Annotated in this window: 18 protein-coding genes, 1 tRNA gene and 1 pseudogene; 12 read left to right on the top strand and 8 right to left on the bottom strand. The window is 67.7% G+C overall.

Annotation, left to right across the window (positions count from 1 at the left end; all coding sequences use genetic code 11):
• Positions 1–23 precede the first annotated feature (23 nt).
• The 3 genes from glpX to JM664_RS01250 all read left to right on the top strand — a co-directional run bounded on the left by glpX (position 24) and on the right by JM664_RS01250 (position 2,975).
• On the top strand, positions 24–989 hold the full coding sequence (gene glpX / locus JM664_RS01260) for a class II fructose-bisphosphatase (protein WP_227418081.1): 966 nt from the start codon (positions 24–26) through the stop codon (positions 987–989).
• Between the two features lie 69 nt (positions 990–1,058).
• Positions 1,059–2,819: a single-stranded-DNA-specific exonuclease RecJ gene (gene recJ / locus JM664_RS01255; protein WP_227418080.1), complete on the top strand. Its 1,761-nt coding sequence runs from the start codon at positions 1,059–1,061 to the stop codon at positions 2,817–2,819.
• Positions 2,820–2,900: 81 nt separating this feature from the next.
• Positions 2,901–2,975: transfer RNA gene (locus JM664_RS01250), tRNA-Glu, on the top strand.
• A 103-nt stretch (positions 2,976–3,078) separates the two neighbouring features.
• Here the strand turns inward: JM664_RS01250 and JM664_RS01245 are convergent.
• The 5 genes and pseudogenes from JM664_RS01245 to JM664_RS01225 all read right to left on the bottom strand — a co-directional run.
• Positions 3,079–3,264, bottom strand: a pseudogene (locus JM664_RS01245) (tyrosine-type recombinase/integrase); the annotation flags it as partial.
• A gap of 57 nt (positions 3,265–3,321) precedes the next feature.
• Positions 3,322–4,356: a diguanylate cyclase domain-containing protein gene (locus tag JM664_RS01240; protein ID WP_227418079.1), complete on the bottom strand. Its 1,035-nt coding sequence runs from the start codon at positions 4,354–4,356 to the stop codon at positions 3,322–3,324.
• The gene (locus JM664_RS01235; RefSeq protein WP_227418078.1) at positions 4,353–4,943 is read right to left on the bottom strand and encodes a heme NO-binding domain-containing protein; all 591 of its coding nucleotides are present in this window, start codon (positions 4,941–4,943) and stop codon (positions 4,353–4,355) included. Before JM664_RS01235 ends, JM664_RS01240 begins: the two co-directional genes overlap by 4 nt.
• 95 nt (positions 4,944–5,038) lie before the next feature.
• Positions 5,039–5,761: an HAD family hydrolase gene (locus JM664_RS01230; RefSeq protein ID WP_227418077.1), complete on the bottom strand. Its 723-nt coding sequence runs from the start codon at positions 5,759–5,761 to the stop codon at positions 5,039–5,041.
• A gap of 6 nt (positions 5,762–5,767) precedes the next feature.
• The gene (locus JM664_RS01225) at positions 5,768–6,046 is read right to left on the bottom strand and encodes a DUF3572 domain-containing protein (RefSeq protein ID WP_227418076.1); all 279 of its coding nucleotides are present in this window, start codon (positions 6,044–6,046) and stop codon (positions 5,768–5,770) included.
• Positions 6,047–6,136: 90 nt separating this feature from the next.
• Here JM664_RS01225 and JM664_RS01220 point away from each other — a divergent pair, with 90 nt between their 5' ends.
• The 4 genes from JM664_RS01220 to rmuC all read left to right on the top strand — a co-directional run bounded on the left by JM664_RS01220 (position 6,137) and on the right by rmuC (position 13,242).
• A complete protein-coding gene (locus JM664_RS01220; RefSeq protein WP_227418075.1) occupies positions 6,137–7,516 on the top strand; it encodes a diguanylate cyclase in 1,380 nt (459 codons plus the stop codon).
• A gap of 64 nt (positions 7,517–7,580) precedes the next feature.
• A complete protein-coding gene (gene dnaG, locus JM664_RS01215) occupies positions 7,581–9,527 on the top strand; it encodes a DNA primase (RefSeq protein ID WP_227418074.1) in 1,947 nt (648 codons plus the stop codon).
• 118 nt (positions 9,528–9,645) lie between these two features.
• Positions 9,646–11,628 carry an RNA polymerase sigma factor RpoD gene (gene rpoD, locus JM664_RS01210; protein ID WP_227418073.1) on the top strand — a complete coding sequence of 661 codons (1,983 nt, stop codon included), beginning with the start codon at positions 9,646–9,648 and terminating at the stop codon, positions 11,626–11,628.
• A 75-nt stretch (positions 11,629–11,703) separates the two neighbouring features.
• The gene (gene rmuC / locus JM664_RS01205; RefSeq protein ID WP_227418072.1) at positions 11,704–13,242 is read left to right on the top strand and encodes a DNA recombination protein RmuC; all 1,539 of its coding nucleotides are present in this window, start codon (positions 11,704–11,706) and stop codon (positions 13,240–13,242) included.
• Here rmuC and JM664_RS01200 read toward each other — a convergent pair.
• Entirely contained in the window at positions 13,219–14,298 is a 1,080-nt protein-coding gene (locus JM664_RS01200) for an AI-2E family transporter (protein ID WP_227418071.1), read from the bottom strand. The two genes, rmuC and JM664_RS01200, sit on opposite strands and share 24 nt — an antisense overlap.
• A 55-nt stretch (positions 14,299–14,353) precedes the next feature.
• On the opposite strand from JM664_RS01200, the gene JM664_RS01195 reads away from it, so the two are divergent.
• Positions 14,354–14,764: a secondary thiamine-phosphate synthase enzyme YjbQ gene (locus tag JM664_RS01195; RefSeq protein WP_227418070.1), complete on the top strand. Its 411-nt coding sequence runs from the start codon at positions 14,354–14,356 to the stop codon at positions 14,762–14,764.
• Here JM664_RS01195 and JM664_RS01190 read toward each other — a convergent pair.
• Both JM664_RS01190 and JM664_RS01185 read right to left on the bottom strand, forming a co-directional pair.
• Positions 14,761–14,964, bottom strand: coding sequence for a dodecin family protein (locus JM664_RS01190; RefSeq protein ID WP_227418069.1), 204 nt, complete (start codon positions 14,962–14,964; stop codon positions 14,761–14,763). The genes JM664_RS01195 and JM664_RS01190 overlap by 4 nt on opposite strands.
• A gap of 68 nt (positions 14,965–15,032) precedes the next feature.
• Positions 15,033–15,701: an SDR family oxidoreductase gene (locus JM664_RS01185; protein ID WP_227418068.1), complete on the bottom strand. Its 669-nt coding sequence runs from the start codon at positions 15,699–15,701 to the stop codon at positions 15,033–15,035.
• Positions 15,702–15,845: 144 nt separating this feature from the next.
• On the opposite strand from JM664_RS01185, the gene nrdR reads away from it, so the two are divergent.
• The 4 genes from nrdR to JM664_RS01165 are packed head-to-tail and all read left to right on the top strand — an operon-like array spanning position 15,846 to position 18,585.
• Entirely contained in the window at positions 15,846–16,307 is a 462-nt protein-coding gene (gene nrdR / locus JM664_RS01180; RefSeq protein WP_227418067.1) for a transcriptional regulator NrdR, read from the top strand.
• On the top strand, positions 16,304–17,392 hold the full coding sequence (gene ribD, locus JM664_RS01175; RefSeq protein WP_406675750.1) for a bifunctional diaminohydroxyphosphoribosylaminopyrimidine deaminase/5-amino-6-(5-phosphoribosylamino)uracil reductase RibD: 1,089 nt from the start codon (positions 16,304–16,306) through the stop codon (positions 17,390–17,392). The genes nrdR and ribD overlap by 4 nt, the downstream gene beginning before the upstream one ends.
• Before the next feature lie 54 nt (positions 17,393–17,446).
• Entirely contained in the window at positions 17,447–18,046 is a 600-nt protein-coding gene (locus JM664_RS01170) for a riboflavin synthase (RefSeq protein ID WP_227418066.1), read from the top strand.
• Complete coding sequence (locus JM664_RS01165) at positions 18,043–18,585, top strand: hypothetical protein (RefSeq protein WP_227418065.1); 543 nt, start codon at positions 18,043–18,045, stop codon at positions 18,583–18,585. The genes JM664_RS01170 and JM664_RS01165 overlap by 4 nt, the downstream gene beginning before the upstream one ends.
• The last annotated feature ends 17 nt before the right edge of the window (positions 18,586–18,602 follow it).

The following is an 18,602-nucleotide window of genomic DNA, read 5'->3' as shown; positions in this document are numbered from 1 at the left end:
TCACGCCATGGAGAGGACGCCGAATGAACGCGAACCCCGTGCAATTCCACGACCGTATGCTCTCGCTCGGGCTGGCGCGGGTAAGCGAGGCCGCTGCAATGGCATCGGCCCGCCTGATAGGGCGTGGCGACGAGAAGGCCGCGGACCAGGCCGCCGTCAATGCGATGCGCGAGCAGCTGAACATGCTCGACATCGCCGGCGTGGTGGTCATCGGCGAGGGCGAGCGCGACGAGGCGCCGATGCTCTTCATCGGCGAGGAGGTCGGCACCGGCGAGGGGCCCGCGGTGGACATCGCGCTCGACCCGCTCGAGGGGACGACGCTAACCGCGAAGGACATGCCGAACGCGTTGACGGTGATCGCGATGGCGCCGCGAGGCACGCTGCTGCACGCGCCTGACGTCTACATGGACAAGCTGGCGATAGGGCCGGGCTACGAACCCGACACGGTCACGATGGACATGAGTCCTGCAGAACGCGTGCGCGCGCTGGCCGCCGCCAAGGGTGGCGAGACTGAGGACATTACCGTGTGCGTGCTGGAGCGGCCGCGCCACGAGGAGATGATCGCCGAGATCCGCTCGACCGGCGCCGCTATCCGCCTGATCACGGACGGCGACGTGGCGGGCGTAATCCACTGCGCCGAGCCGCACCTGACGGGGATAGACATGTACATGGGCTCGGGCGGCGCGCCGGAGGGCGTCCTCGCCGCCGCGGCGCTGAAGTGCATGGGCGGGCAGATGTACGGACGACTTCTCTTCCGTAACGACGACGAGCGGGGCAGGGCGGCCAAGGCGGGGATCGAGGATTTGGACCGGGTCTATCGGCGGGACGATATGGTCACTCAGGACGTCATCTTCGCGGCGACCGGCGTAACAGACGGCTCGATCCTGCCTGGCGTCAAGCGAGAGCTCGGATATCTGACGACCGAGACGCTGCTGATGCGGTCCAAAACCGGCTCGGTCCGGCGGATGAGCTACCGCAACCCGAGCTGACGAGAGGTTGCGCCGCGCCGTCACTGCGATGTAGTGCACCTGAGGGTCAGACACTAAATCTGGTGACAAATGCCGCGCGATCACGCCTCCACCGCCTTCCTGAACGTCGAAGCGTCCGTCACCGGGCGGCGCTGGGTTGGCCCGACGATCGAGGCGGACCGGCTGACCGAGGCGATGGCGCAGGCGACGGGCCTGCCGGAGGTCGTCTGTCGGTGCCTCGTCGCGCGGGGTGTGGCGCCGGACGGTGCGGCCGCTTACCTCGCGCCGACCCTGCGCGACCTGCTGCCCGATCCCCGCAGCCTCAGGGACATGGAGGTGGCCTCGCAACGTCTGCTGCGCGCGGTGCGCCGGCGGGAACGCGTGGCTATTTTTGCCGACTACGACGTCGACGGCGGCGCCTCGGCCGCCCTCCTGCTGATCTGGCTGAGGCACATGGGACTGGGCGCGACGCTCTATGTGCCGGACCGGCTCGAAGAGGGCTACGGCCCGAACGAGCCGGCGATGGCGGCGCTGGCCGCCGAGCACGACCTGATCGTCTGCGTCGATTGCGGGACGGTCGCTCACGGACCGGTCGCCGCCGCGCGCGGCGCGGACGTGGTCGTGCTCGATCACCACCTTGGTGGCGCGGAGCTGCCGGCGGCGCTGGCGGTCGTGAACCCGAACCGGGCGGACGAGGACGGGTCGCTGGCGCACCTTTGCGCGGCGGCGGTCGTCTTCCTGCTCCTCGTCGACATGGGTCGCCGACTGCGCGAGGAGGGGGCGAACGGCCCCGACCTGATTGCGATGCTCGACCTCGTTGCACTTGCCACTGTAGCCGACGTGGCGCCGCTCGTCGGCGTCAACCGGGCGCTTGTGCGGAGGGGTCTCGAAGTGATGCGGCGGCGTGAGCGGCCTGGGCTCGTCGCGCTCGCCGACGTCGCCGCGCTCGACCGGCCGCCGGAGTGCCACCACCTCGGTTTCGTGCTGGGCCCCCGGATCAACGCCGGGGGCCGGATTGGACGCGCCGACCTCGGCGCGCGGGTTCTTTCCACCGACGATCCGCACGAGGCGGCCGCGCTGGCGGAGCAACTCCACCGTCTCAACGACGAGCGGCGCGAAATCGAGGCGCAGGTGCGCGAGGCCGCGCTGGCGCAGGTCGAGGCGCGCGGCGACGACGGACCGCTCGCCTGGGCGGCGGGCGAGGGCTGGCATCCCGGCGTCGTCGGCATCGTCGCCGCCCGGCTGAAGGAGGCAACTGGCCGGCCTGCGGTGGTGATCGGCTTCGATGGAGCCACCGGCGTCGGCTCGGGCCGCTCGGTGGCTGGCGTGGATCTTGGCGCCGCGGTGCATCGGCTGGCGGCAGAGGGCTTGCTGCTGCGCGGCGGAGGCCACCGGATGGCGGCGGGCCTGAGCGTGGAGCGGAACGGGCTCGAGCCGGCCATGGCGCGGCTGGGCGAACTGCTCGCCCGGCAGGCCGGGCAGGAGATGCGCCGCAACGATCTTGTCCTGGACGCCCTCGTTGCGCCATGCGCGGCGACGGCCGAGCTCGTGCGCCGCGTGGACGCTGCCGGACCCTTCGGGATGGGCTCAAGCGCGCCGCGGTTCGCACTGGCGGACGTGAGGCTGGCCGGGGTGCGGCGGGTCGGAGAAGGACACCTGCGGCTCGACCTTGCCGACGGCGCCGGCGGTCGACTGCAGGCCATCGCATTCCGCGCCTTTGACGGACCCCTCGGGCCTGCCGTCGAAGCGCGAGCGGGCCGTTCGCTGCACCTCGCCGGACGGCTTGAGATCAATGTTTGGCAGGGACGAGAACGGGTGCAGCTGCGCGTCGAGGACGCCGCCTGCGACTGACGCCACGACCACTGGAAAGTGCGGAAAAATCCGCTTGCTCTGCTGCGGAGCTTTGACTAGGTACGCCGCACGCACCGGCTTGGCCCGTTCGTCTATCGGTTAGGACGCCAGGTTTTCAACCTGGAAAGAGGGGTTCGATTCCCCTACGGGCTGCCACTTCTTTCTGTTCGCAGGCGCTTTCAGATTTAAGCGCCCCCGTTGTCCAACTTCTTCGGAAGGCTGGATAAGATATGTTCGTCTTGCGTGCTCGCCAGCCTTATCATGCCGGAGGTCTCAACCTAATCCGGTTCGCGTCGGCGACATAGCGGCTCGCTTCCTTCGCCGGCTTGTGCGCGAGGAAGGCCATCACCTCCCATTCGGTCATCCCTGCCTCGGCCAGATGCCGTGCGCCCGCCTTGCGAAGTCCATGAGCCCCGCAGTGGTGAAGCTCTGCCTCGTTGCACCGATCACGGAACCAGTCGCCGAGAGACGCGGCATCGTAGCCCTGCCTTGGCGCGCGGGATCAGGCTGCCGGAGCGTGCGTCGAAGCTGGCCCTGAGCTGAAACCCGACAATATGGTCGCGCTGGTGTGGCGACCGCGACCGCAGTGCTTGGAGCGATAGAGCGCCGCATCCGCGTCCCGCTGCATCCGATCCAGATCCGGGCGGTCGTACAGCACGCTCATCGTCGATCCGATGCTCGAGCCGACCTGGCAGAGGGTGCCGTCGAAGTCGATGGGCTCGGCCACCCGCTCGATGATGCGCCGGGCGATCCGATCCGCGCGTGCAGCATCCACGAGGCCGTGCAGCACCAGCACGAATTCATCCCCGCCGACGCGCGCCACTATGTCGCCAGAGCGCGTCTCGTCGCCGAGGATCCGCGTCACGACCTGCAGGACATGATCGCCGGCCGCATGGCCAACCGTGTCGTTGACGTTCTTGAAGAAGTCGAGGTCGAGGCGCATCAGCGTGAAGGGGGTACGCGTCTCGATGACGCGCGCGAGCTCCATCTCGAGGGCGCGTCGGTTCCATGCGCCCGTGAGGGCGTCAGTCTGCGCCTGCCGTTCAGCGGTGCTCTTGGCAATCTGCAGTCGCTGGTTGAGATCGCGGGACTGCTCCATCGCGGCCGACTTGGCCTCCACGAGATAGAGCATCTCGATTGTCAGGTCGGTTGCGGCGAAGTCGGCACTGGTGAGACCGTAGTCCCGTACAGCGTCGACGACGCCGATGCCGAAGCTGACGTTCACAATGCCTCCGCCGTCCGGCAAGCCGACGATGACGCCCTTCAGCGACGTCTGTGGCGGATCCCGAAAGGATAGATGCACCTTCTGTCCGAGGCTCTCGGAAAAAAGAGACGGGTTGAAACTGCGCGGGCGGCGGATCTCGAAGATCTCGCTCAAGGCACGCCCGATCAGTCGTGACGCCGGCCTGATACGGAGCATGGTCGGGCCAGCGTGCAGGACCGAGAGGTCGGAATCCACGCGTAGGTGCATCGGCATGAGTAGATCCAGCGCCCGCGCGCCCACACCGATGCGGTCGGATGGGACGGAGCCGGTCACGAAGCGCGCGCCGCCAGCTCGAAGCGGCGTCCTTCGGCGAATGCAGGGTCGTGCAGCACGATGGACAACGTCTCCCGTCCCTCCACGTGCTCGACCACGTCCATGATGACCAGCGCGCCATAGTCGTCCGCGAGCGCTCTCAGGATGCCGACCAGAACGTGGCCGTAGCCGGCCTGCGGGTAGCGGCAGTGGAGGTGCCACGCTCCTTCATCGCCTTCGTCGATCAATTCGAGCGATGGAAGGTCCAGATCCGGCACCGCCAGGCGCGCACGTCCCGGCAAGTCGTCCAGCGAATCGAGGAACTCCGCGAATGTCTCGCCGCCGAAGCGCAGCAGTCGACGCAGCGCTTCTGTCGTCGGGTGCGAGACGAGGTAGGTGCCGAGGTCCTCCAGGAACGCGTCCAGAGGCTTGTCGAGGCAGTCGGTTGCAGCGTCGAGCACGCGTCGGGTCACGAAGTCTTCGTAGCTCAGCATTGCCTCGAAGGAGGGCTCGTCGAGGCGCGCGCGCCGCGCGACCTCGAGCCAGACGTCGACTCCGTACGTGTCGCGCACGAAGCTCTCGATCGCCTTGTTTGTCAGTCCGTGCATCTGGAACCTCTCTCCACGACCCAGCCTAGGAACGAGCCGCTTAAGAAAGGCTCAAGCGCACGCCTGCACCGCCGTAATGCCCAGGAGTCGTTTAACTAAAACTGTGTCTGCAGGGAGCTGGACGCGCCGATCTCGTCCAGCCAGCCCGGGAGACCGCCGACATCGTCCAAGACCGTCGCCGCTAGATCGTACAGCGGGGCCTCCTCCCCGCCGGTGCGCACGCCGAGGCAACGCATCCCCGACGCGTGCCCCGCGCGCATGTCGTAGACGCTGTCGCCCACCACCACCACCTCGTGCGGTCGAAGGCCAAGTCGCGCGGCGGTTGCGAGCAGGGGCGCGGCGTCGGGCTTGGCGCCGTGGCCGCTATCGAAGCCGACGATGGCTTGAAACCGCGTCTCCACGCCTGCCTGCTGCAGGTGGAGGCGAGCGGTATCTTCCGCGTCATTGGTAACGCAGGCCAGCAGGAGGCCGCGGCCAACGAGCTCGTCGAGAAGCGGGAGCAGCGGAACCGTCGGCACCTGTTCCGTCCGGGCGGCCACGTCGTCGATGAGCGTCCGCAGCCCTCGTCGATCGGCTCCGGCCGGCAGCGCCGCGAGCAGGGCGTCCCGAACCCGGTCCGGCGTCTCGGCAATCATGATGCTGTCGGGCACGAGTCGCCGCGTCGCCGCGTCGTAGCCGAGGACGGTGCGAAGGCGGTGCTCCAACGTCGCGTCGTTGCCCGACAGCTCCGTTGCGAGGCGTTCTGCGCAGGGCGCCCAAGTCGCCTGCAGGTCGAAAAGGGTTCCGTCCTTGTCGAAGATCACGCCGCGCACCCGCATCGCCCATCAGGTCCACGTCGGCACGTTTCCGCCAGGTAGCGCCGCCCGCGCCCGTCCGGGCACGTCGTAGCCGAGGCCAGCATCGTCGCAGAGCGCCATGATCCAGGCATCGTCCATCAGGACGAAGTCCAGCACGGAGCCAAGGAAAACAGGATCTTGCACGCCTGTCCTGATGCTCTCTCCTGAGGCGCCCGTGGCGCCCAGGAACACTGGCAGTAGCGAGTCGTTCCCGGCCAGCCAAGCCAGGGCCGACACCGCCACAAGCTCGGCCTCGTCCTGTCGCATTGCTTGTTCCCTTGTGAATGCTAATGCGTTGTTAACCATTGATGGCTCAGTTTGCAGACATCGCGACAAGGCAACAGGGGCAGGTGGCTGATGACCGGAAGAATCTTGGTCGCCGGCGGAGTGCAGGAGGAAAGGGATCTCCTGATCGACCTGCTCGATGCAGCTCGCTACGAAGTCATGCAAGCGGTGACGGCCGACGAGGTTGCCGAGCAGGCTCTCAACGCGTCACCCGATATCATCATGCTGGACGAGAGGCTTGGCGACGGCACGGGGATCAACCTCTGCCGCGCGCTGCGCACGGATCCCCGCCTACGCGATCTGCCCATTATCTTGTCCGCAAGGCGCGACGACAGCGAGGCGCGGCGTGCGGCGCTCGAGGCGGGGGCGAACGAGCTGCTGCGCAAGCCTCATGATGAGGTGGTGCTCATGGCTCGCGTGCGCAGCATCCTCAGGATGCGGGACACGAGCGAGGAGCTGAAGCGGAGGCGGACGACTGCTGGCGAGTTCGGGTTTGCCGAGCCGTCCGCAACTTTTGCGCCGCCCGGCCGGATCGCGTTCGTTTCGCCGGCCGGCGCGCGGGCGGCGGAATGGTGCGAGGCACTGAGGCCGCTGGTGCGGCACCACATGGAGGTTACCGATCCGGTCGCGGCGCTCGAGCAGGAGAGCCGTGGCCGCGCCGCGGATGTCTACGTGCTCGACGCGTCGACCGGATGCGCGACGGCAACGCTGCGGCTCCTGGCGGACCTGCGCTCGCGGGCGTTTACCCGCTTCGCAGCCATCATCTTCATGGCACCCACCGAGGATCGCGACTGCAGGGCCATGGCGCTGGACCTCGGCGCCAACGATCTGATCCCGGCCGACTTCGAGCTGCCGGAACTGGCGGTGCGCCTCAAGAGCCAGCTGCGGCGCAAGCGCGAAGCCGACGCTCTCCGGGCGGCGGTCGACGAGGATCTGCGCCTGGCGGTGCTCGACCCGCTGACCGGCCTCTACAATCGCCGGTACGCGATGGCGCATCTGAAGCGCGTCTCGTCCCGTGCGGCGGAGACCGGCCGGACCTTCGCCGTCATGGTCGCGGACATCGACCGCTTCAAGGACATCAACGACCGCTACGGTCACGCGGTGGGGGATGCGGTGCTGGTCGAGGTCGCGCGTCGTCTGAAGGACAATCTGCGCGGACATGATCTCGTCGCGCGAATCGGCGGCGAGGAGTTCCTGGTGGCGCTCCCCGAATGCGACCTGACGGAGGCCCGGCTGGCGGGCGAACGGCTCTGCCGCGTAATCGACGCCGTGCCGTGCGAACTTCCGAGCGGGATCTCGATCCACGTCACCATGAGCATCGGCGTCTCGGTCGGGGGCGGCACAAAGGGCCTCGATGTGGTCGCCTCCCTCATCGACGCGGCCGACCGCGCGCTCTACGGCTCCAAGTCAGACGGCCGCAACAAGGTCACCATGAGCCGTCCGGCTGCTTGACGACGAGGTGCGGTCGTTCCGCCGCGAACTGGACACCGTCCCGCGCCGGCTGGATACTCCGGCAATGAATCTTCCGGACGCCTTTCTGGACGAGTTGCGCTCCCGCGTCAGCCTTGCGCAGGTCGTGGGACGCAAGGTCGCGTGGGATCTGCGCAAGTCCAACCAGGGCAAAGGCGACATGTGGGCACCGTGCCCATTCCATCAGGAAAAAACCGCGAGCTTCCACGTCGATGACCGCAAGGGCTTCTACTACTGCTTCGGATGCCACGCGAAGGGCGACGCGATTCGCTTCACGCGAGAGACGGAGAACCTGAGCTTCATCGAGGCCGTCGAGCGGCTGGCCCAAGAGGCCGGACTTGAGCTGCCCGAGCGCAGTCCGGCCTCCAGGGCGAAGGCGGACCGGCGGGCGCAACTGGTCGAGGTGATGGAGCAGGCGGTGCGGCATTACCGCCTGCAGCTCCGTACGGCGGCCGCGGGGGTCGCGCGAGACTACCTGGCGCGGCGCGGTCTCGACGATGCGGCGCAGGAGAGGTGGGCGGTCGGATTTGCGCCCGACGCGCGGCGAGGAGTTCTGGCGCATCTGACCGCGCAGGGGGTGCCGGAGCAGCTGGTGGTCGACGCGGGACTGGCGGCGCGGCCCGAGGATGGGAGCGCCGCCTACGACCGGTTTCGCGGCCGGATCATCTTTCCGATCAGGGATGCGCGAGGTCAGACCATCGCACTGGGCGGGCGGGCGCTCGACCCGGGCGCTAGGGCCAAGTACCTCAATTCGCCGCAGACCGAGATCTTCGACAAGGGGCGCGGTCTCTACAACGTAGGTCCCGCGCGTGAGGCAGCGGGGCGCGATCAGCCATTGATCGTCGCTGAGGGCTACATGGACGTCATTGCGCTGTCGGAGGCTGGCTTTGGGGCCGCCGTAGCGCCCCTCGGCACCGCGATCACGGAAGATCAGCTCCGCCTTCTCTGGCGCATCCATCCCGAGCCCGTCGTCGCGCTCGACGGCGACCGAGCCGGTCTGCGGGCGGCCATGCGGCTCATCGACGTGGCTTTGCCGATGCTCGACGCGGGGCAATCGCTGCGCTTCTGCCTGATGCCCGAGGGGCGCGATCCAGACGACGTCGTTCGGAGCGAAGGGCGGACGGCAATGCGTCGCCTGATCGAGGAGGCGCAACCCATGGTGCGGCTGCTGTGGCGGCGGGAGACGGAGGGCAAGTTCTTCGACAGCCCGGAGCGCAAGGCGGCGCTCGACCGTTCGCTGCGCACGGCGATCCGCCGGATCCCCGACCCGTCGCTCCGGACGCATTACGGGCAGGAGTTCGCAGAGCTGCGGAAAGAGCTCTTTGGGCAGAAGCGGCGCCCGCCGCGCGGTCGCGGCTTTCGCGCCTGGTCACGGCCTCCGACGGCTGCGCCTGAGACGCGCTCGAGCCTGCTGGCCGCCTCTGGCGATGCAATGGCGGAGGAACTGCGGGAGGCGGTCATCTTGGCGACGCTGATCGCGCACCCGAGCTTGCTGCCGCAATTCGAAGGCGAACTGGAGCGGCTGGAGATGACGTCCGACGACCACCGGGCGCTGCAGGCGGCACTGCTTGCGCCGGATGTGCCCGAGCACGGTGATATTCGGGCGTATCTTGCGGGTCGGCTTGGGAAAGCACCTCTTGAACGGCTGCACATGACTCGCCACGTGCAGATCGCCCCGGGCGTGCGGCGCGGAGCGGTAGACGAGCGTGCGGCGCTGTGCCTTGCCGAGGAATTTGCGAAGTTGGCTGCGCGACGGGGGGCCAGGCGCGACATTGACGAGGCGCTGCGGCAGGCGGAGAACGCCGACGAGAACCTGATCTGGCGCTTGAGCAGGGCAGCGGAGGCACTTGCCGGACCGCGCCGAGAGCGGCGGCAGGTCGAGGATTTCGAGACGGCGCCAAATGGCGCTCAGGTCCGTCGCGACGAACGAACGGCGTTGGACGACCTGATCGGCGAGATCGACTTCTCGCGCGGCGGGCGCCGTCGCACCTGATCGCCGAGCCTGCCCCAATGGCGGGTCTCAGTTTTTCCGGGTATGCGGGTTTCCCGCAGACCGATTCGAACTAATGATTCGGCCGCTGGTCGAATCAGCCTGACGATAGGAGCGCCGGATGGCCGCCAAGGATACGGACGACCGCAAACCTGACGACCAGGATGGCGAGGTCATGCTCGATATGAGCCAGGCGGCGGTCAAGAAGATGATCGCCGAGGCGAAAGAGCGCGGCTATATCACCTACGACCAGCTCAACCAGGTACTGCCGCCCGAGCAGGTGTCGTCCGAGCAGATCGAGGACGTGATGTCGATGCTCAGCGAGATGGGCATCAACGTCATTGAGGACGACGAGGCCGAGGACGATGACAAGAGCTCGACCGAAGTCGTCGAGACCTCGAAGAGCACCGAGGTTGCGGTCGCCCAGACGGACCAGGAAAAGCTGGACCGGACAGACGACCCGGTGCGGATGTATCTGCGTGAGATGGGCTCCGTCGAGCTCCTCTCGCGCGAGGGCGAAATCGCCATCGCCAAGCGGATCGAGGCCGGCCGGAACACGATGATCGCCGGGCTCTGCGAGAGCCCGCTCACATTTCAGGCGATCACGATCTGGCGCGACGAACTTCTGAGCGAGGAGATCCTGCTGCGCGACGTCATCGACCTCGAGACGACCTTCGGTCGCTCGATGGACGAAGAGGGCGACGCGGAGGAGACCGTCGCCGATGCGGTCGAGACGCCGCAGGACCAGCAATCCGACAGCGGCGAGCCCGAGCTCGATGCGGACGGCAACCCGATCCGGCGCGAGGACGATGACGAGGATGACGACCAGGCGAACCTGTCGCTGGCGGCGATGGAGTCGGCCCTGAAACCACGGGTGCTCGAGACGCTGGATCGCATCGCCACGGATTACGAGCGGCTCTCCGAGATGCAGGACATGCGAATGTCCGCGACGCTCAATGAGGACGGCTCGTTCAGCGCAGCCAGCGAGGAGCAGTACCAGAAGCTTCGCGGCCAAATTGTCGAGCTGGTGAACGAGCTCCACCTGCACAACAACCGGATCGAGGCGCTGATCGACCAGCTCTACGGCATCAACCGCAAGATCATGAGCATCGACAGCGCGATGGTGAAGCTGGCTGATCAGGCCCGCATCAACCGGCGCGAGTTCATCGACGCCTATCGCGGCTACGAGCTCGACCCGAACTGGCTTGAGCGGGTCGCGGAGAAGTCCGGCCGCGGCTGGCAGTCCTTTGTCGAGCGCTCGAGCGACAAGATCGACGAGCTGCGTAGCGACATGGCGACAGTTGGCCAGTATGTCGGCGTCGACATCTCCGAGTTCCGCCGCATTGTCCAGCAGGTCCAGAAAGGCGAGAAGGAGGCCCGGCAGGCCAAGAAGGAAATGGTTGAGGCGAACCTGCGCCTCGTGATCTCCATCGCCAAGAAGTACACGAATCGCGGCCTGCAGTTCCTGGACCTGATCCAGGAAGGCAACATCGGCCTCATGAAGGCCGTGGACAAGTTCGAGTATCGGCGCGGCTACAAGTTCTCGACCTACGCGACGTGGTGGATTCGCCAGGCGATCACCCGCTCGATCGCCGATCAGGCACGCACCATCCGCATCCCGGTGCACATGATCGAGACGATCAACAAGCTGGTCCGCACCGGACGGCAGATGCTCCACGAGATCGGCCGCGAGCCGACGCCCGAGGAGCTGGCCGAGAAGCTGCAGATGCCGCTCGAGAAAGTCCGCAAGGTTATGAAGATCGCCAAGGAGCCGATCAGCCTCGAAACGCCCATCGGCGACGAGGAGGACAGCCAGCTTGGCGACTTCATCGAGGACAAGAACGCGATCCTGCCCTTGGACAGCGCGATCCAGGAGAACCTGAAGGAGACGACGACGCGGGTGCTGTCGTCGCTGACGCCGCGTGAGGAGCGGGTCCTGCGGATGCGTTTCGGCATCGGCATGAATACTGACCACACGCTCGAGGAGGTCGGCCAGCAGTTCAGCGTTACGCGCGAGCGGATCCGGCAGATCGAGGCGAAGGCGCTGCGCAAGCTCAAGCACCCGTCGCGGTCGCGCAAGCTGCGCTCATTCCTCGACCAGTAGGAATTCGAGCCCGCCGCTTGACGCGGTGGGGGAGAACCGTGAACATCGGCGCGATCCTGATGGGAGTGCGTGCCGATGATCTTCGATCCTGCAACAGCCGCCGCTGCAGCGTTCATGATGGTCACTGCGGTAGCAGTCGCGCTGCTCGTGGCGGATCGGCGTACGGGCGCGCGGCGCGAGCAGGAAACGCGCGATCTCCGGCGCTCGCTCGACGAGGCGAACCGGCTTGCGGAGCGGCAGGCGGTTCAGCTCGAGGACCGGGATAAGCGGCTGGAGAGGCTGGGCTCCGATCTAACGTCGCTGCGTCAGAAGCATGACGCCGCAGCGGCCGAGCATGGGCTCAAGGTGGCGGAGGCGTCGAGGCTCACGGAGGCAGTAGATCGGCTCGAGCGGACGGCCGAAGTGGCCAGGTCCGAGATGGCGGACCTGATTGATCGGCACCGGAAGCTGCAGGAGGAGCACGGCCGGCTGCAGTCCGCTCACGCGGCGCTGCAGGCGGACACCGACGGCAAACTCGCCTCGGCCGAGCGTGAGGTCGGGGTTCTGAAGGAGCTGCGCGAGGAGATGTCGCGCAGGTTCGAGGAGCTGGCCAACGCCACCCTGCGTCGCACCGGCGCCGATTTCTCAAAGGCGCATACCGAAAAACTCAACGAGTTGCTCACGCCGTTCCGCGAACATGTCGGCCGCTTCGAGGAGGAATTGCGCAAGGTGCATGGCGCGGCGGACCAGGAGCGGGCGCGGCTTAGCCAGCAGATCATCATGCTGACGACGCAGTCGGAAAGCATTCGGTCGGAAGCGGCGAACCTGACCCGCGCGCTCAAGGGCGACAAGCAGCGGCAGGGCGCGTGGGGCGAAATGATCCTCGAGCGCATCCTCGAGGCGTCGGGGCTGGAGCGTGGCACCCACTACGTGGTGCAGGAAAGCCGGCGCGACGAGGAGGGCGGGCGCTGGCGCCCGGACGTCGTGGTGAAGATGCCGCGCGATAAGTCTCTGGTGATCGACAGCAAGGTCAGCCTGATCTCGTACGAAGCGGCGGTGAACGCGGAGAGAGAGGAAGAGCGCGCAGCGCATCTGCGCGAGCACGCGGCGGCGGTACGGCGGCACATCGACCAGCTAGCGGCCAAGGGCTACCACGCGCTGGACGCTGGAACGGTGGACTACGTGCTGATGTTCATGCCGATCGAGGGGGCGCTCTCGGCTGCGCTGAACGAGGTCGGCGATCTCACCGCCTATGCCGTCTCCAGGGGCGTGGGCGTGATGACGCCGAGCACGCTGATGGTGACGCTCCGCACGGTCGACCACATCTGGACTGTTGAGCGTCGCGAGAGCAACGCCGAGGATATCGCCGTCCGGGCGGGACGTCTCTACGACAAGGTGGTGGGCTTCGTGACCGACTTGGACAAGGTCGGCGGCGCGCTTGCCTCCGCCGTGCGGGCACACGAGGATGCCATGGGCAAGCTCGCGACCGGGCGCGGCAACGTTCTGGGCCAGATCGAAAAGCTCAAGGTGATGGGCGCGCGGACCAACAAGTCGATCCCGGTGGACTTCGATCGGCAGGAGGACGAGGAGCTTGAGGAGGGGCCGGCGCGGCTAGCCCTCGCCTCCACCGACTGAAGCCGCTTCGCGGTGCGGCTGGTTGAGCGGCTTTACGTAGAGGTCGTTGACGAGGCTGTAGAGGGCGACGCTGAGTGGCGCGCTGACGACCACGCCGGCGAGCCCGAAGACGGCGCCAAAGGCGACGAACGCAAAGATCAACAGGGCGGGTGGCAGATCGGCCACCTCGCTCTGCGCGAACGGCAGGACGATGTTCGACTCGATTTGCTCGATGGCGAAGTAGGTCAGGCCAGTCCAGAGCACCATCGCCGGGCTGATCATCATCGCGAGGAGCAGCGCCGGAATCGCCGCCGCAATCGGACCTATGATCGGCACGAACTCCAGCAGGCCCGCTATCAGTCCCAGCGCGAAGGGCGATGGTAGCCCGAGCAGCCACGTCGCCGCCGTCACGCCAGCGCCAATTACCAGCATCGAGAGGAGCTGCGCCCGCAGCCACGCCTTCAGCGCGTGACCGGCCCGGTTCAGCGCCTCGCGAAGCGGCTCCTGCCGGTTCGGGACGAAAAGGGAAACCAGTCCGTCGCGGTAAGTGCGAGGCCTCGTCGCGAGGAAGATGCCGGCCACGATGACAAGGATGACGGTGGTCACGGTGGCGAACAGCGCCGTGGACCACGAGGCGAGTCGCGCGGCGATGTTCCTGACGACGCCGCCGCTCTGCATGAGGTCGTCCGGGAACCAGGCGCCGAACCTCCGATCGATCTCGTCCAGCGAGGCCGGGATCCGTTCGATCAGCTGCGACACCTGCGACTGGGCCTCCGGCATGGCGAGCCAGCCGAAAAAGCCGAGGATCAGCAGGATGACCAATGCCGCCACCAGCACCGCGTAACCGCGCTGCATCCCGGTCCTGCGCCGAAGTGGATCGGCGACCGACGACACGATGACCGCCACGACGACGCCGGCAAAGGCGAGGATCAGCGCGTGACGGATGATCCAAGCGAGAAACAGGAGCGCAACGGCAGCGGCGACGATGCAAACCCGGGTGATGAACCGGTCTCGCGGCGGATAGCCGCTTGGACCAGTGTCCTCGGGCATCGAGTGGTGCGGTTCATGGGCGCGCATCGCTAGACAAAGGTGCGGGCGCCAAATCAGGTTCCGTGAATAAGGGGAGAAGCGGATGCAGACGAGCTTCTTTGTCGAGACGAGCGGGCCCGGGCTCTACGACTTCACGAATGAAGTGGCGGACTGGGCGCGGGGCGAGGGTCTGTTGACGCTCTTCGTGCGGCACACATCGTGCTCGCTGCTGATACAGGAAAACGCGGATCCCGCCGTGCAGCGGGACCTGCTCGCGTTTCTCTGTCGCTTTGCGCCACGAGCGGACACGGCCGAAATGAGCTACATCACGCACAGATCGGAAGGCGCGGACGACATGCCTGCGCACATCAAGGCGGCGGTGCTGCCGGTCAGCCTGTCAATCCCGGTCAGAAAAGGCCGGCCCCTGCTCGGCACCTGGCAGGGGATCTATCTCACGGAGCATCGGGACGGAGCGCACCGCCGCGAAGTGGCGGCGGTGCTGACGCCTACCTAGTCCTCGAGCAGGAAGGTCACTTCCATGTTCACGCGGTAGTGCTTGATGGTACCGCCGTCGAGAGAGACGTTCATGTCCTTGACCCAGGCGCTCTGCAGATTGCGGAGGGTCTTGTTCGCCCGGTCGATGCCCTGCTTCACGGCATCATCGAAACTGGTCTCAGAGGTCGCACTGATTTCCGTTACGCGTCCAACGGCCATGTTCTCCTCCTTCCGTAAGGTAAGGAATGACTCAACCTGCCAGACGCGTCGCTGTTCCGAGGCGGGGCCTAGTTCTGCGGCATGAGAAAGATCTCGCGCACGCCGACGCGCTCCGGCGCCTCGATCGCGTGCATGACGGCGGCGGCGACATCCTCGGGGTGCAGCTTTTCCGGCTTCGGCGTGTCGAAGAAGGCGGTATCCACCATGCCCGGCGCCACGACGGTGCATCGGCCGCCCCATTCGCGCATCTCCTCGGCCAGGTTGCCGGCATATCCGTGCACGAACCACTTGGTGGCGCCGTAGATCGAGCCCGAGATGTGCCTGCGTCCGGCGGCGGAGCCGGTGACCACCAGGTGTCCCTTCCTGCGCCGCAGATGCGGCAGCGCCGCGCGGGCAGTGTAGAGCACCCCCATCACGTTCACGTCGACCATCTGCCGCCACTCGTCCGGGTCGCCAGCCTCGGTGCCGGGCTTCGACAGACCCTTGCCGGCATTGGCGAAGGCCGCGTCGATGCCGCCGCGTTCGGCCAGCGCATCGACGGCGTTCGTCAGGTCGTCGAGGCGGCTCGCATCCCCGGCGAAGATGCTCGCGGCATCGCCCAGTTCGTCGGCCAGCGCCCGCAGCTTGTCCTCGCTTCGCGCGAAGAGACCAACGTGCCAGCCCTGGGCGACGGCCGCGCGTGCCGTTGCCGCGCCGATACCGGATGATGCGCCGGTGATGAAGATGGTCCGTGCCATGTCATGTCTCCTTCGGATCTGTTGTCACAACGCGAACGGTCCGCGCGGGTTCGGCCTCTGCATCTTGCGGGGCCGCTGCAGGGGCTACCCAACCGATGGAGGTGCCCCTATAGTGCTGGGGTCGACCGGCCGGGGAGAGAGACGATGCGCTGTCCGTTTTGCGGGAACACCGACACGCAGGTGAAGGATTCGCGTCCCGCAGAGGATCACGTCGCCATCCGTCGCCGCCGCTTCTGCCCCGCCTGTGGGGGGCGGTTCACGACCTATGAGCGGGTGCAGCTGCGCGACCTCGTCGTCATCAAGTCGAACGGCCGGCGCGAGGACTTCGACCGGGACAAGCTGGAGCGGTCGATCCGCATCGCTCTGCAGAAGCGGCCGATCGAGCACGAGCGGATGGACCAGATGATCTCCGGCATCGTGCGGCGGCTCGAGAGCATGGGCGAGACCGACATCCCCTCGAAGGCGATCGGCGAGATCGTCATGGAGACGCTGGCCCGGATCGACACCGTCGCCTACGTGCGCTTCGCCAGCGTCTACAAGAACTTCCAGGCCGCGGACGACTTCGACCGCTTCGTCAGCGAGCTGCGGCCGCAAACGCCGGAGTGACGCCTACCGACGATCGCCACATGGCGCACGCCCTTTCCCTGGGGCGGCGCGGGCTGGGGCGCGTCTGGCCCAACCCCGCGGTCGGATGCGTTCTCGTCAGGGAGGGGCTGGTGGTCGGCCGCGGCTGGACCGCCCCCGGCGGACGGCCGCATGGCGAGACGGTGGCGCTTGCAGCCGCGCGAGACGCCGCCCGAGATTCCACAGCTTACGTCACGCTCGAGCCCTGTGCCCACTACGGCAGGACGCCGCCTTGCGCCGATGCTCTGGTCGCGGCCGGGGTCCGGCGGGTGGTGACGGCGATGGAAGATCCGGACCCGCGGGTGGCGGGGCAAGGTCATGCGCGATTGCGAGAGGCGGGAGTCGCGGTCTGCACCGGCATCCGCGAGGCCGAGGCGAGGCGCGACCATGCCGGCTTTCTGACGCGTGTCGCGGTCGGGCGGCCTTTGGTGACGCTGAAGCTCGCCGCCAGCATCGACGGGCGGATCGCGACAGCCTCCGGCGAGAGCCGATGGATTACCGGCGCCGAGGCGCGGCGGGTGGTTCACGCGCTGCGGCTGGAGCACGATGCGGTCATGGTCGGCGGCGGCACCGCCCGCGCCGACGACCCGGCGCTGAACGTCAGGGATCTGGGCGCGGTGCGGCAGCCGGTGCGCGTCGTCATCTCGCGCGCCCTCGACCTGCCACGGGCCGGGCGGCTGGAGCGTCCGGGTGAGGCCGGGCCGCTCTGGCTCGTGCACGGCCAGACGGCGGACGAGGCGCGCGATTTCTGGCTGGCGCGGGCGACGCTGCTGCCGGTGGCCGAGCGCGACGGGCAGGTGGACGCCGCAGCCGCGCTGGCAGCGCTGGGCCGCGCCGGGCTGACGCGGGTGCTCTGCGAGGGCGGCGGCCGGCTCGCGGCCTCGCTTATCACGGCCGGCCTCGTGGACCGGCTGGTCGTCTTCTCCGCGGGCCTGACGCTCGGGGCGGATGCGCGCCCGTCGGTGGGTGCACTGGGCCTCACGCGCATGGCGGATGCGGAGCGATTTCATCTCCAGGACGCGCGACAGGTCGGCGGGGATGTGATGCAGGTCTGGGAGCGCACCTGAAAGGCTTGCTCTCGTCCCGGTGCACGGCTACCTCGGATAGAGACGGGGAGCGGCATGTTCACGGGCATCGTTACCGACATTGGAACCATCAGGGCGATCGAGCGGCAGGGTGACACCCGCGCCAGGATCGCCACATCCTATGACGTCACGAACGTCGATATCGGCGCGTCAATCTGTTGCGACGGCGTCTGTCTGACGGTCGTCGAGACCGGCACCGAGCCTCAGCCCTGGTTCGACGTGCAGGTCTCGGCCGAGACGCTTGGCCGCTCGAATCTCGGTCGCTGGCGCGACGGGAGCCGGATCAACCTGGAGCGCTCGTTGAGGGTGGGAGACGAACTCGGCGGGCACATCGTCTCGGGGCACGTCGACGGGCTCGCGCGGCTCGTCTCGTTGCGGGACGAGGGGGACAGCACCCGCATGACCTTCGAGGTGCCGGACGAACTTGCGCGCTACATCGCTCCCAAGGGCTCGGTCGCGCTCAACGGCACCTCCCTCACGGTGAACGAGGTCGACGGGCGCCGCTTCGGCGTGAACATCATTCCGCACACCAAGCTCGTCACCACCTGGGGCGATGCTGCCGAAGGCGATCCGGTCAACGTCGAGATCGACACGCTTGCCCGCTACGTCGCCCGGCTGCGCGAGTTCGCCGCGTGAGCGCCTTCGGGCACAACGGCGGCCCACCGCTCGGCGGCGTCGGCTGGCAGAGACATTGCTGGGGGCGCGCGCGGGCGGCGCTACTGCCGCGGATGCCGCTCGAGGTCGTGCGCCGCCGTGTTGCCCGGGCCGCGGAGCTCGGGCTCGACTATCGCACCTATGCCGGTATCCGGGCGAGCACGGGGCGCGACGTCGTGGCGCTGTTGTTTTCGACGAACGCCCTCAGGATGGAGCGAAAGGATGTGCCGCCGCCGGAGCGGGCTGCGCATCTTGCCGCGATCCGGGACTGCGGGACGATGGTCCTGGCGCAATCGCCGCACCGGGCGGAGGAGGTGGCGCGCCGGCTGGGGCTAGACGCGGCCGCAGCGCCGGCGCCGCTGGCGCGCTGGGCGGAGGCGCGTGCGGCGGTCCTCGCCGCTTCGGCCGCATTTCCGGCGGACGGAGTGGTGCTGATCGGGGCGGCGAACTACGAGCGAGCGTGGGCCGAGGCGGCGCGGCTGGCCGCCTTCCTGCCCGAGAGCCGGGTGTTCATGCCCTGAGGCGAACGCCACGGCGG

It is taken from the genome of Roseitranquillus sediminis (genome assembly GCF_016918935.1).
In the GTDB taxonomy this organism is placed as follows: domain Bacteria; phylum Pseudomonadota; class Alphaproteobacteria; order Rhodobacterales; family Rhodobacteraceae; genus Roseitranquillus; species Roseitranquillus sediminis.
Note: the sequence above shows the minus strand (reverse complement) of the source record. Positions and strands in the feature narration are given on the sequence as shown.